At 49.9% G+C, this 13,156-nt stretch carries 10 protein-coding genes; all 10 read right to left on the bottom strand.

Translation table 11 applies throughout. From position 1 onward, the window contains the following. Entirely contained in the window at positions 1-1,020 is a 1,020-nt protein-coding gene (gene iolC / locus FHS17_RS17725) for a 5-dehydro-2-deoxygluconokinase (protein ID WP_167279757.1), read from the bottom strand. Next, positions 1,013-1,945, bottom strand: a complete 933-nt coding sequence (gene iolE, locus FHS17_RS17720; RefSeq protein WP_167279756.1) for a myo-inosose-2 dehydratase — start codon at positions 1,943-1,945, stop codon at positions 1,013-1,015. The genes iolC and iolE overlap by 8 nt, the downstream gene beginning before the upstream one ends. 33 nt (positions 1,946-1,978) lie before the next feature. Then, positions 1,979-3,844 carry a 3D-(3,5/4)-trihydroxycyclohexane-1,2-dione acylhydrolase (decyclizing) gene (gene iolD / locus FHS17_RS17715; RefSeq protein WP_167279755.1) on the bottom strand — a complete coding sequence of 622 codons (1,866 nt, stop codon included), beginning with the start codon at positions 3,842-3,844 and terminating at the stop codon, positions 1,979-1,981. A gap of 58 nt (positions 3,845-3,902) precedes the next feature. Further along, the gene (locus FHS17_RS17710; protein WP_167279754.1) at positions 3,903-4,574 is read right to left on the bottom strand and encodes an MgtC/SapB family protein; all 672 of its coding nucleotides are present in this window, start codon (positions 4,572-4,574) and stop codon (positions 3,903-3,905) included. A gap of 32 nt (positions 4,575-4,606) precedes the next feature. After that, entirely contained in the window at positions 4,607-6,844 is a 2,238-nt protein-coding gene (locus FHS17_RS17705) for a glycoside hydrolase family 88/105 protein (protein ID WP_167279753.1), read from the bottom strand. Then, positions 6,841-8,604 carry a hypothetical protein gene (locus FHS17_RS17700; protein WP_243865417.1) on the bottom strand — a complete coding sequence of 588 codons (1,764 nt, stop codon included), beginning with the start codon at positions 8,602-8,604 and terminating at the stop codon, positions 6,841-6,843. Before FHS17_RS17700 ends, FHS17_RS17705 begins: the two co-directional genes overlap by 4 nt. A gap of 16 nt (positions 8,605-8,620) precedes the next feature. Beyond that, positions 8,621-9,571 carry a sugar phosphate isomerase/epimerase family protein gene (locus FHS17_RS17695; RefSeq protein ID WP_167280062.1) on the bottom strand — a complete coding sequence of 317 codons (951 nt, stop codon included), beginning with the start codon at positions 9,569-9,571 and terminating at the stop codon, positions 8,621-8,623. A gap of 45 nt (positions 9,572-9,616) precedes the next feature. Continuing rightward, the gene (locus FHS17_RS17690) at positions 9,617-10,492 is read right to left on the bottom strand and encodes a carbohydrate ABC transporter permease (protein ID WP_167279752.1); all 876 of its coding nucleotides are present in this window, start codon (positions 10,490-10,492) and stop codon (positions 9,617-9,619) included. A 37-nt stretch (positions 10,493-10,529) separates the two neighbouring features. Continuing rightward, positions 10,530-11,432: an ABC transporter permease gene (locus FHS17_RS17685; RefSeq protein ID WP_167279751.1), complete on the bottom strand. Its 903-nt coding sequence runs from the start codon at positions 11,430-11,432 to the stop codon at positions 10,530-10,532. 94 nt (positions 11,433-11,526) lie between these two features. Then, the gene (locus FHS17_RS17680; RefSeq protein ID WP_167279750.1) at positions 11,527-13,143 is read right to left on the bottom strand and encodes an extracellular solute-binding protein; all 1,617 of its coding nucleotides are present in this window, start codon (positions 13,141-13,143) and stop codon (positions 11,527-11,529) included. Positions 13,144-13,156: the final 13 nt, after the last annotated feature.

The following is a 13,156-nucleotide window of genomic DNA, read 5'->3' as shown; positions in this document are numbered from 1 at the left end:
TTAGTTGCTTGCTGCTGTAATTTCTCCCTTGAGACAAGCTTCAATATAGGCATGAACTTCAGGTGCCTTTGGCATTGCATCTGAACAGCTATGACTGGAGATGACGATGCAAGCTGCAGCGCTGCCGAACTCCATGCTCGCGCTGATGTCCCAGCCCTGCATTAAACCATAAAGGAATCCGGCCGCATAAGAGTCGCCAGCTCCAAACGTCTTCACAACCTTAGCCGGGAAGCTTCTTGCCCGGTGCGAGGAGCCGTCCTTCGTATATGCGATTGAGCCGTCCTTGCCATGTTTGATAATGACGATGTCAGCGGAATGATTAAACCATTTGGCTGCTGTAATATGGTCGTCCCGCTCCGGATTATTCCCAAGGCGTTCCATCATATCGAACTCTTCCCGCGTTCCGATAATAATGTCGCACTTCTCTGCTGCCAGGTTGTAATAGACAGCTGTTTCTTCATCCGAAGTCCATGTATAAGGCCGGTAATCGAGATCAAAAGCAATAACTGCTCCATGCTTCTTGGCGTAATCCAATGCTTGGAATACAGCCTCACGCGATGGACTTTGGGCAAGCGCCGTGCCGGAGATCAAGAGCAGCTTCGCATCAGCAATAAGCTCCTCTCGTACTTCTCCCGCTTCCAGCAGCAAATCTGCAACATTGTCTCTGTACATGAGAATACTGCAATCCGTAGGGCTTTTGATTTCCGTAAAAGCAAGCCCCGTAACAGCACCGGTTCGGTCAACTGTCACGCCGGAGGCATCAATGCCTTCTTTGTTCAGATAGCCGGTAATAAACCTACCCATCTGATCATTGGCGACTTTGCCGATAAAGGCCGTTTTGAGTCCAAGACGGGACATGCCGATACAAATATTCGCAGGCGAACCACCGACATATTTGGTAAAGGTAACGGTCTCCTCCATCGGACGGTTAATCTCATTAGCGTTCAGATCGATACAAAGACGGCCAACTGCAACGAAATCAAGAGGTTTCGCGGCATCAAACTGGACAGCTTTACTCATTGACCTTCGCTCCCTTCCGAGCATTCTCGTTAATCAGCGTATCTATATGTTGCAGCGCGTTAAACGCATATTCGTATGGCGGGTGAATCGCAGGATCCTGTTCACCTTCGAGCATCGCCCATCCGTTATATCCTCTGTCCACCAGCTCGGCGATAATAGGGGCAAAATCGATACAGCCGTCACCTGGAACGGTGAACACGCCTTTTCGGATACAGGTTACAAAATCAGCTGCTTCCGAACGGGCTTCAGCCAGAACGGATGGCCGGATATCTTTTAGATGGATATAAGCAATCCGGTCGTAATGCTTGCGAAGCACCTGAAGCGGATCAGCACCACCGTAGTAGGCATGCCCAGTATCATAGAGCAAGGAGACAAGCGATGGATCCGTCAGCTCCATCAGGCGGTCGATTTCCTCGGGGGATTCTACAACCGTCCCGCCGTGATGATGGTAAGCAAGCTTCATGCCGAATTCGCGGGCGATGCTTCCCGCAGTGTTCAAGCCTTCCGCGAGGGAGCGCCAGCCGTCCTCGTCTAGACGAAGCACTTCCTTCTCATTTGGCGTACGGCGTGGATCAAAGTGGAGCGAGCCGCCAACCTCAGCTGTGCTGATGACCTTACTGCCCATTTCGCTTAAAAATTGGCAATGCGCTCGATAAGCTGCAAGTTCCTGCTCAAGATAAGAGGGATCGGACAGCAGAACCGATTTCCATTGCGATACCAACTGAATGCCGCGGGACGCCAGCTCCTGCTTTAGTACAACAAGATCCTGCGGATATTTACGCCCCATCTCCGTGCCGGTTAATCCGAGTCTTTTAATATCATCCAAAATCGTTTCATAGGTCGTATCTGCCCCATGCTCCCGGACATCCTCTCCCACCCAATTGATGGGATGTACACCAATCTGAAAAGGTCTATTGTTAGACATGCTTTTATCCTCCTCGCCGAATTGGACCTTCGCCTATAGTTGTCTAGCTTTACCTGTCTCTTCTGCCATCTCGCGATGTGCTGCCTCAACCTTCGGACTAACCGATACGGCCGGCACATCAACACGCCACCACGATTCGTATCCAGCTGTATTCGTGCCAGGTACAACCTTCATCTCGATCAGCGTCGATACTGTCTCCTCACGAGCCAGTAGAATTGCCTCGCGGAGCTGTTCGGCTGTGTGAACGGTATAAGCTCGAGCTCCAAGACTGCGTGCATGAGCAGCAAAATCCATCGGTATATAACTGCCGCTTAGCTTGCCGTCAACTGGATTACGGAACCGGAATTCATTCCCGAAGCCGTCGCTGCCATGACCTCTTTGCAGATTATGAATACATTGGAAGCCACTGTTGTCGAACAACAGCACCGTCATCTTTACACCTTCCTGCAGGCTGGTCACGAGCTCAGAATGCAGCATCAAATAACTTCCGTCTCCTACAACGGCGTAGACATCTTTATCCGGCTCGGCTAGTGCTGCACCAAATGCGCCGCTGACCTCATAGCCCATACAAGAGAAGCCGTACTCCATGTGGTATGTCTTTGGTTCTACCGGCCGCCACAGTCGGTGAAGGTCGCCGGGAAGGCTTCCAGCTGCTGCAACGATAACGTCAGACGGCTGAAGAGTTTCGTTAATGACGCCAAGCGCCAACGTCTGGGATAATCCCTCTTCATGCTCAAGTGCGTATAACCGGTCAACCTCATGATCCCATTCCGCCTTAAGCGAGGGCAGCTCTCCATCTGCGTAACCGCTTGCATAGTCAGCCTCAGCCAGTGCCTTATGAAGCGCTGCAATGGCTTCTTTCGCATCGGCTGTTACCGCTATACCGTCCAGCTTCACCGAGTCAAACCTGCTCACGTTTATGTTAATGAACTGCACATCTTCATTGCCAAATGCCGACTTGGATGAGGTCGTGAAATCCGAGTAACGGGTACCAACGCCAATAATGACGTCAGCTTCTTGTGCTAGACGGTTGGCCGCCAGCGTCCCCGTAACACCTACACCACCCATATTGAGGGGATGGTTCCATGGAAGAACACTCTTGCCTGCCTGCGTCTCGGCAACCGGAATGCCAAATGCCGACGCAAAGGCAGCAAGCTGCTCGGTCGCCTCACTGTAATGTACACCGCCGCCAGCGATTAGAAGCGGCTTCCGCTTGCCAATGAGAAGTTCGACTGCACGTCGTATCGCATCTGCAGCAGCAGGGCGGCGCTCAATCATATGCACTCTTTTCGCAAAGAACGATTCCGGATACTCATACGTCTCCGCCTGTACGTCCTGCGGAAGTGCGAGTGTGACAGCCCCCGTCTCGGCTGGATCGGTTAGTACCCGCATCGCCGAAAGCGCCGCCGTCATCAGCTGCTCCGGACGGACAATCCGGTCCCAATACCGGCTTACAGGCTTAAAAGCATCAACGGCTGATATCGTATAATCGCTTGGATTCTCCAGCTGCTGCAATACTGGATCGGGCTGACGGCAGGCAAAATTGTCACCGGGAAGGAGCAAAAGCGGGATCCGATTTACCGTTGCCGTACCAGCTGCTGTCACCATGTTCAGCGCGCCAGGTCCGATCGAGGATGTGCAGGCGAATATTTGCTTCCTTCCGCTCTGCTTGGCGAATGCCGTTGCGGCATGTGCCATTCCTTGCTCGTTTTTCCCCTGAATGAAGGTCAGGCTTCCGGGGCTCCGCTCCAGCGCCTCACCAATTCCCGTCACGTTGCCGTGCCCGAAAATGCCCATAACGCCTTTTACAAATTTGGTTTCTATCCCGTCAACCGACACGTACTGGTTATCTAGAAACCGAAGCAATGCTTGTGCCATCGACAATTTGATCGTCTTCATCCTTTTCCCGCCTTCACTATTGGATTAAGCGCTTTACCTAGTAAAAAAAAGAACTCTATTAAGAGCTTATGTTTTCTACCTCTACAGAAATGACATTCTTTATGCGACGCATTTCATCATATACGGATGTCGTTGGGTATAAATCCCCGGACGACAGGACAAGCCGTATTTCCTTCCGGCCATCGCCTATGTCTTTGATCGTTGTATGTTTAATCTGATGATCTGACCGGATGCTTGCAAGCATCCCGTTCAGCTCAGTTGCGCGGTCGAAGGTCATACATACCGATACGTCACGCTCCCGCAGCTTGGACGGTCCAAGTGCACGAACAGCGAGCGGTACTAGATTAACAGCCATTATGATAATACCGGCGGCAGTGAAGGCTTCCTTATAAAAGCCTGCTCCTGCCGCTATGCCTAGAGCCGAAGCGGACCATACCATCGCGGCTGTCGTCAGGCCGGAGATTACATCATTATTCCGCCTCAGGATGACTCCCGCTCCAATAAAACCGACACCACTTACGATTTGTGCCGCCAGCCGCATGGGATCCATATTGGTCATACCCGGATTGGAAAGTGAAGCTGCCGCTTCAATGGATACCATCGTAATCAGGCAGCTTGCGACCGAGATGACCATACTCGTCTTTATACCTAGCGGTTTGTGCCGAAGCTGGCGGTCAACACCAATTAGGAGACCAAGTGCTAATGCAGCGCCAAGCTTTAGTGCAAACAACGATGTTCACCCCCTCTAAAGATGTATTCTCCTTATATGGCAAATTTTCCTGCACTGTTTAGCAAGCTGACTTCAACACCAGCAAGCATCATAATGCCGATTCCATGATTGTCATTGACGACGGTGCGCAAGTCGTACATATAGTAATCTGGTGAGAAGGAGTAGCGAGAACCGCTGCATACGCCGTGAACATTGCCTGACCGATCAATCGCATTTTCAGTTAAACCTTTCCACGCTTTCCTTGCCGCAGCCGCGTAATCATGATCGCCACCAGACAACCAGCCGAAGCGAATACCACGGGCAAAAGCATACGCGAACATCGCTGTACAGGATGCTTCTTCATAAGCTTCAGGCTCGTTCAGCACTTGTCTCCATAGTCCCGAGCTGCTCTGCAGATCGGCAACTCCAGAACACATAGATTGGAAGAAGTCCAGCAGCGCGTCGCGATTCGGATGATCCTCCGGAAGACGCTCAAGCAGCTCGGAGAGCGAGAACAATACCCATCCGTTGCCTCGGCCCCAAGGTACTCTTGTCGCCTGGCCGTATTTGAAATCATACACATGTGACATAATCCGCTCTTCTTCAATAAACAGATAACGCTGGAACAGCAGAAACTGTCTGGCCGCCTCGTCTATCGCTTCCTGGTTTCCGCTAATGATTGCATACCGTGTCAGGAACGGCCCGCTCATGTATAGATCATCCGCCCAAAGCGTGTTGTCGAAATATTCGCCTTCGCTAAGACGATAGAAAGCCCCGTCTTCTCTCCGCTCCAGCCTCTTCAGCATAAAGTCTGCAATAGGATCAGCAATACGCAGGAACATATCGTCATCCTCCTGCAAATACGCCTCCAGCATCGCGGAACCAAACGAACCGCAGTTGTCCAGCATCCGCGTCAGCACCAGCTGGTGATTGACGCTTGGAAAACCGTACTCCTTGCGATCCCAAAGTGCATAATCGTACATGTCTGTGCAAGTCCGGATATGGGAGATGGCATAGTCTGACCACTCCTTGCGGTTCAATACCCGAGCCGTGCGCAGCAATCCATACATCGTGACGCCAAGCGGGTAATCCCAGCGTCCAAAGTTAGTTGCTGTGCCTGTCGTCCACTTATTACTAAGCATCGCATTCTCATAGAACGGACGAAGGCGGGTATGCGGCATATTCAGCTCCCAATACGTGCTGCCAGCAGGCTGCCCGCTGAGATCAATGGCAGGAAATAGTGTGGATACCTGGCAAACTGCCGCTGTGTCAAACGCTGTATTTGCAGCAATTGGTCCAGCATATAACCATTCGCCGCTATAACCATGGATGTGCATAGGCTGTTTCAAAGCAAGAGGTTTGCCATCTGCTGAAGCATTCAGTTCAAAGCCCCAGCCCTGCGGTCCACTTAGCGTGCGGATTAATAGATTCCCGCTGCTATAATCTGCCTTCACATTTTCCCGGAAAGAGCCCGCTTCCGTAAGATTCAGCACCAGCTTCCCATCGATCCACACCGAAGCTGGTCCACACACACGCCCTTGCAAGACAAGGGACTCTGTCCCCCATATCGGAAGCCTTGTCCAGCCATAGCCGGCAACCACTGCCTCCGGTCTCCCGTATTGCCGCTCCAGATTTGGCAAGGCTGCCTCCTCTGTCTTCCATTTCGTACGTGGAAGCCAGCTTAAGCCCGTCTCCTCCTCCGAATGCAGCACTTCTGGGAAAGCCTCTTCACCATAACATGGCTTCTTCACCGGTTCCGAGTATACCCATCCGGCACTGCCAGCCCGATCTGTGAATGGAGCGAGTACATTCAGAATCCGAACCTTAGCTTCATCTGCCCCGAATCGGCAGCCAAAGCCTGCAGGCGTCCGCCTAGCTTCGATCAGAATCCGGTTCCAACCTTTTGTCAAAAGCATCGGAATAACTACACGGGCATCCGGCTTCATTTCTTCCACAGCTGAAGTACGGAATAATTCCTTTTCATTCATATACAGTTTAATAGGGCCAATAGGCTCTAAATTACAATCTATCGAACGCTCATTATCACTCCATACAAGCCCGTACACATAAACATAATCGCCGTTTGCTGCCTGCGGCCATCTGGAAGACAGATTCATGTCGTACAAGCCTTCCTCATTTTGCAAAATACCTTGATGCGAGAATGCGCGATAAGCAAACGGGATTGGTGGATTCGCACCGATATAACGGCTGGCCAGCAGCTCCAGAATACGGCGATCCTCATCACCAAACGCATACCTTGCGCTGTCCCTAGACTCTATATATACGGTCATTGTCCGTTCCTCCCCGTACCTTCAGGTGACAGTCGAATATGGAATGTCCGCTCATAAGGCGTCAGTACGTTAACAACTAGTGTCTGGCAATCCGACGGGTATGAGGCTCCACGAGTCGATTTCATTCCGTGCTCCTGTGCTCCCCCATCAACCTCGATCCAGTCGTCACCAGCTGAGAATCTTACTGTGCCATCCTGCCAGAATTCAGTCCCTATCTCAGCAGGAGCCCTTTCGCCGCCGCTCAACTGCCCCTCCTTCCCGAAAATGAAGGAAATTTGGGTCATCAACACATCCGGCTTATCACATTTTACGCGAAGCTTCCAGCCCTCTTTGGTTTCAGTCAACTCGACTTCCACTTGATGCTGCTGCAAATGAGTCACTTCACGAAGCTGATGCGGAAGCAAATACCACGGACTAACCTGAGCTCCTGCGGATTCAGGCAGCCGTTCACTCACAATCGGACCATAATAACCCTTCGCTTCTGTTCCCGACAGCAGGTATCCATTGCCCAACTGCTCCATGTCGTTCATCTTGATAAAGCCTGGCTCAAACGTGCTGCTCACCTGTACACCAAGCAGCTTCGCCTCCCCATGGTGCAGCGCAAAGAAGGAATTGGTCTCCGTCATAACTGTCACGCTTGTTTTCCCTTCTCGCTGCCTTGCAACCGGAGCGCCAAACTCGGGATGAAGCCTGCTGTGATAGATTCGTCCGCCATGTCCAGCTGACTCCATCTGGCTTAGATAACCCTTTCGATTGAATTGACCGTTGATGACAATCCGGTAACAGTCCGGCAAGCTGCAAGGCTCGACCATTGAATCACGCAGCTTGGGATGAAGCAGAAAACCTAATAGAGCATTGTTCGGAATCGCTCCGGGATGATCAAGCGCCTCAGCACCAAGTCTAGCTAGAGCGGCAAAAAGATGATCCTTATCATGTTCAGCCATTAGGCTGGATACCAACAGATAGCCTGACATATCGTACTTATGTCCAAAATCCTGTCGTCCGGAATAATCCGTTACAACTTCACCATCTGGATGGATTAGATAAGTCATCATCCGCAGATTGCGGCGAACCGGCTCGAGCAGTTCCGGATGGCCAAGAAGCTCAGCGGTATGGTACAACATCACGTCGCTTACGCCGTTATAAATGCCGTTGCTGCGTTCTGTCCATTCCCCATCCTCTGTACAATCGATCCCTTCTGCCAGCCAGGCATCTGCCCTTGCAATAAGATCCATATTGCCTGTAAGTCTATACAGGAAGCCAAGAGCAGCTGTCAGCACCCAGCGGTGATTAGGTGTATGGCAGCCGCCAGTTAACAGCGCCGGCACCGACTGCTCCAGAAACCGCCGGATATTCATTCGAGCCGTCTCCAAAGCCGTCCATTCATGCTTCTCAAGCAGCTCATAAAGCTGGGCAAGTCCTACAACCGCGAAGGCTGTATCCGGCGGCGAATGCATATTCGTCCAGCCCGGTGAAATGGTACCGTCAGCATGCTGATGGCGGACGATAAACGCCGCCGAAAGCTCCATACGGTACAGCAGCGATTCATCATGATAATAACGGGAATCAGCATTTACGAGAGCACATCCCCAAATCGCCATCACGGCTAATGTTCCTGTATGAGTCGGCCAAGCGATTCCACTGTCCGGATCAGCCACTCCTCCATAGAAGCGGCTTTGACTGTCCATAATCTGATTATCCGTCCCACGTTTGACCCAGCCATCATTGACGGCTACCAGCTTCTCGTACATTGTAATCATCCTTCCAAAGGTTCCTTTAAGCCGGCAAGCCTGCGAGCTTAGCTAGCAGCAGCTCATGGCTTTGCTCAATCTCCTCCGGCGTACATACGGCCTTGAGTTCATATACCTTCACAGGAACCGCCGCAATAATCGGGAGAAAACGGTCGAAGTATTCCATATCGCCACTATGCACATAAGGGCACCAGTGATCCGACAGGCCAACTGTCTCATGAATATGAATACCAACCACATTATCCTTGATCGCTTCCATGTCCCGGGCATTATCGTACAGTCCCATTCGTTCCATCATCATGCCATGACCAAAGTCGTACCACAGCCCAACCCTTGCGCCCTGCAGCCGGTCAAATATCGTCTTCGCTTCGCGCAGCGTCGGCATCTGGTAGCAGCGCGAACGGGTTTCAATGCCAATCGATACATCCCAGCCCTTTGCATCAATTCGATCACAGACTTCCTCGAGACTGTCACCGATCCGGCTTAGATAATGGCCAGCAGCCGCTTCCCTGCGCTCGATCATTTCACCCCATAGCTTTGTATAAGCAGGAGACTCATGACCTTGCTCGTTATAAAGCTTCTTGAGCTCATTATCGATGTTATAGTCAAATGGCACCTCACCTGGATGAACAACAACTGCCTTTGCCCCGTACCGGTTCGCATACTCCGCAGAACGTATCAGCAGATCAATAGAGCGCTGACGCTTCTCCTCATCATCGAAGCCAAGCAAGACAGAATCGGTTCCGTAATCAGGATCTGCAACATGCGGGAACGTATTGTGAACGCTCGATACCCCGATCTCTCCCCGTTCGATCATCGGTTCAATAGTCGACAGCAGCTCATTCGTCACATTATAGTTCAGCTCTACAAAGCGGAAGCCAAGCTCCCGGATTTCATTGATCATTTCGCTGCCTGTTTGATGCCGCTTAATATTCCAGCATGTTGAGAACGAATATTGTCCTTTGTCCTTCCACATCATTTAACCCTCCTGATGAATTGCGGCAAGCGGCCGCATTCTTGCTTACCCCTTAACAGCTCCAAGCATAACGCCGCTGACGAAATACCGCTGCAGCCATGGGTAGACGATTAGAATAGGTACTGTTGCAAAAATAACACTCGCTGCTTTCAAGCCCTCCGGCTGCAGCATTTGTCCCCCACTTGCGCCTTCCGCCTGCATCAGTTCACTGACCATGTTATTGTTAACCAGCTGATACAGCTTCAGTTGAAGCGGATACATCTCTGGACTCGTTATATACATCAGCGTATCGGTAAAGCCATTCCAGCGGCCTACCGCATAGAACAGGCTTAGAGTAGCGATAACTGGCATCGACAGCGGTATGATAATGCTGACCATAGTACGGAAATAAGAGCTTCCGTCGATCTCAGCTGATTCCTCGAGCGAGTCGGGAATACCTTGAAAGAACGTAATTAAGATAATCAGATAGAACGGACTGATTAGTCCAGGCAGCACAAGTGCCCAAATCGAATCCAACAAATGTAAATTACGCACCAGCATATATTCCGGAATAATACCGCCGCTGAAAAACATCGTGATCACGATAATAAACATCACGACCTTACGGCCTTTTAACTTGGTTTTTGAAAGTGGATAAGCTGCCGCAATCGACATCAGCATACAAAATACAGTGAACAGGACCGTCAGCATAACCGTGAAGCCCAGCGAACGAATCATCGAGCTGTCAGTGAATACCTGCTTGTAAGCACCCCAGTTGATTTCCACCGGCAGAATACTAACCTCGCCGGACATAATGGCACGTGCCGAGCTTAAGGAAATCGCAATTATATGAATAAACGGAGCCAGACATAGCAGCACGAATAGAAGTATCAAGGTCGTATTGATGACATCAAATGACCGGCTGGCTTGTTGATCTCTCATGTCTTACCGCTCCTTTCTCGTTTTCGATAGCATAATTCTAGATAATACTTTGGTCTGCCAATTTTTTGGAGGTATAGTTCGCTCCAAGCACGAAGACAAGTCCGACAATAGCCTGGAATAAGCCGACCACCGTAGCGATCGTATATTGTCCGGATTCTATACCAATACGGTATACGAAGGTGCTGAGCACATCCGCATAATCCCGAACGGCGGTGTTGCCGATAATATAGGGACGTTCAAAGCCGATCGCAATCATGTGGCCTAGGTTGATAATAAGGAGAGTTACAATTGTTGGCTTCAGCGATGGAAGTGTAATACTGAAAATTTTTCTAAGACGGCCTGCACCATCCACATCTGCTGCTTCAAACAGTTCCCTATTTATGCCTGTAAGAGCCGCCAAATAGATAATCGTTCCCCATCCGGCACTTTGCCAGACGCCAACAACCAGGTAAGTAATCAGCCAATCCTTCTTATCCGTCAGAAAAGGAATCGCATCGAGGCCAAAGGACATCAAGATATTATTAATCATGCCTGACTGTGTGCCAAAGACCTGATAAACGATCCCGCCGATTATAACCCAGGAAATAAAGTGCGGAATGTACAAAATCGTTTGCGACAGTTTTTTGAACCATACTATCTTCAGCTCATAGAGCATAATGGCCAGAAACAGTGGAGCCGGGAACGATACAATTAAATCCAAAAAGTTAAGCATCAAAGTATTACGTAATACTTTGAAAAAGTCCGGCATTGCGAACACTTCTTTAAATCCGTCGAACCCAATCCATTCACTGCCATTAATCCCTTGAAAGAAGTTGAAATCTTTAAACGCGATCAGAATGCCGTACATCGGACCGTATTTGAAAATAATAAAGTAACTGACCGGCAAAATAAGTAGTGCATACAGCTGCCAATATCTGCGTAAATACGCGGTTCCTTTCAATACCATCCACCCCTGTCCGCTTACGGTGATGCCCAGAGACGAGAACCAAAAGGTAAGTTCATCGTCTCCAAGCTGTTAAATTTCGAAACTGCCTTTATTTCTTCATCGCCTCGTAAGCTTTTGTACGTTCATCCAAAATCGCTTGACCGCCGTTTGCCATATAATCTTTTATTGCTGCTTCATATGTGCTTTCGAATTGGTCTGGCTTAGCCATCGCTGTTTTAACGATGATTTCTTTGTACTTATCTTGAAGAGCTGTACCATATTTGGCTTGTGCTTCAATCGGACGGTCGAACAAGACCGGCTTGATTGTATCGGATCTGGAAATAGACAATGCTTTACGTGTTTCCTCTTGGTTAGCCTCAGGCATGCCAACGACATATGCCTCTACGTTTTTGTCTGCATCGCCAAGCTGCTTGCCATTCGAGATAATAGCCATATCGCCAAAGTTATAGATGCGGTTTTTAATTTCATCTGTTGCATCTGTCTTCATGATCGGAACACCATTCTCCAGCGTATAGTTCTCGCCTTCTACCCCGTTTTGCATATCAAACAGGTTACCGTCCGAAGCCATCCAGTCGAGGTATTTAACCGCTTCTACAGCATTCTTGCTGCTCTTAGGAATCATAAGGTACATGCCGACTGGTGCGTATTCCGGCTTCGCATGCTTGCCTTCCGAATTGGAAAAGACATCAACCGCCGAGAGCTTCGCATCTGAAATATTAGTCATCAGCGTAGAGTACGTGCCGTCCGCATAGAACGGGTTCATATCATCTTCACTAAAGAATCCAACCAGACCTTTAGCAGCGTCTTCATTCAGCTTCTTCTCATCTTCATCAAGGCTGAAATCAGCGCTCATCAGCCCTTCGTTATACAGCTTGTTCATGAATTGAAGAGCATCCTTGAAGCCTGGCAGCAATGTCGGATAGTCCGCCGAACCAAGCTGCTGTGTCAGTGTGTAACTCTGTTCTTCCGTCAAAGGCTGAATGAAGGACCAGATAAATGGATCATAGCTGGAAGGAGCAAGCGACATCCCAAGTGGAATCACTTTACCGCCGGTTTGACCCGGATCTTGTTCCTTGAACGCCTTCAGCGTTGTATATAATTCATCCGTAGTTGTCGGCACTGGCAAACTCAGCTTTTCAAGCCAGTCCTGGCGGATGAATGAGGAGTATTTACCTAAGTGGGAGCGTTTGGCCGGAAAGGCAAACTGCTTGCCATCATATTTGCCGTATGAAAGTGTGTCTTCTCCAAGGAACTTCTTCAGATTAGGGCCGTATTGATCAAGCAGCTCGCCAAGATCCGTCAGACCACCCTGCTGTGCGTAACGATAGAAGGTTCCCGAATCATACGTAAACACAATGTCCGGAACGTCGCTGCCGCTCGCCATTAGAACATTCAGCTTTTGAACCTCTTCCGAACGAGGGACCGGTACGAATTGTACATTGATGTTGTTTGGCGTACCGAATTTGTCCTGTACGAATGTCGTTAAATAGTTTTTTGTAATCGTAGAGCCTGCAGGGGAATTACCCCGGTCGAACACTTCAACTTTAAGTGAAGATGCTTTGCCGGAAGCCTTGTCGCCTCCAGTTGATTCATTTGCTTTCTCGTTGCCACTGTTGCTGCTGCATGCGCTGATCAGCATCGTGCCTACGAGTGTAGCAGTTAATAGAGTGCTGGCTGTTTTTCTTCCTCTTTTCGTTTGTTCCATTTGAACCCAACCC

Origin of the sequence: Paenibacillus lupini (assembly GCF_011761355.1) — a bacterium.
GTDB lineage: Bacteria > Bacillota > Bacilli > Paenibacillales > Paenibacillaceae > Pristimantibacillus > Pristimantibacillus lupini.
The sequence above is the reverse complement of the archived record's forward strand: the minus strand, read 5'-3'. Positions and strand labels throughout refer to the sequence as shown.

Excerpts from the sequence above, each read along its gene's own strand:
- iolC (WP_167279757.1), bottom strand. The coding sequence starts at position 1,020 with ATGAGTAAAGCTGTCCAGTTTGATGCCGCGAAACCTCTTGATTTCGTT.
- iolE (WP_167279756.1), bottom strand. The coding sequence starts at position 1,945 with ATGTCTAACAATAGACCTTTTCAGATTGGTGTACATCCCATCAATTGG.
- iolD (WP_167279755.1), bottom strand. The coding sequence starts at position 3,844 with ATGAAGACGATCAAATTGTCGATGGCACAAGCATTGCTTCGGTTTCTA.
- FHS17_RS17705 (WP_167279753.1), bottom strand. The coding sequence starts at position 6,844 with ATGACCGTATATATAGAGTCTAGGGACAGCGCAAGGTATGCGTTTGGT.
- FHS17_RS17700 (WP_243865417.1), bottom strand. The coding sequence starts at position 8,604 with ATGATTACAATGTACGAGAAGCTGGTAGCCGTCAATGATGGCTGGGTC.
- FHS17_RS17695 (WP_167280062.1), bottom strand. The coding sequence starts at position 9,571 with ATGTGGAAGGACAAAGGACAATATTCGTTCTCAACATGCTGGAATATT.
- FHS17_RS17690 (WP_167279752.1), bottom strand. The coding sequence starts at position 10,492 with ATGAGAGATCAACAAGCCAGCCGGTCATTTGATGTCATCAATACGACC.
- FHS17_RS17680 (WP_167279750.1), bottom strand. The coding sequence starts at position 13,143 with ATGGAACAAACGAAAAGAGGAAGAAAAACAGCCAGCACTCTATTAACT.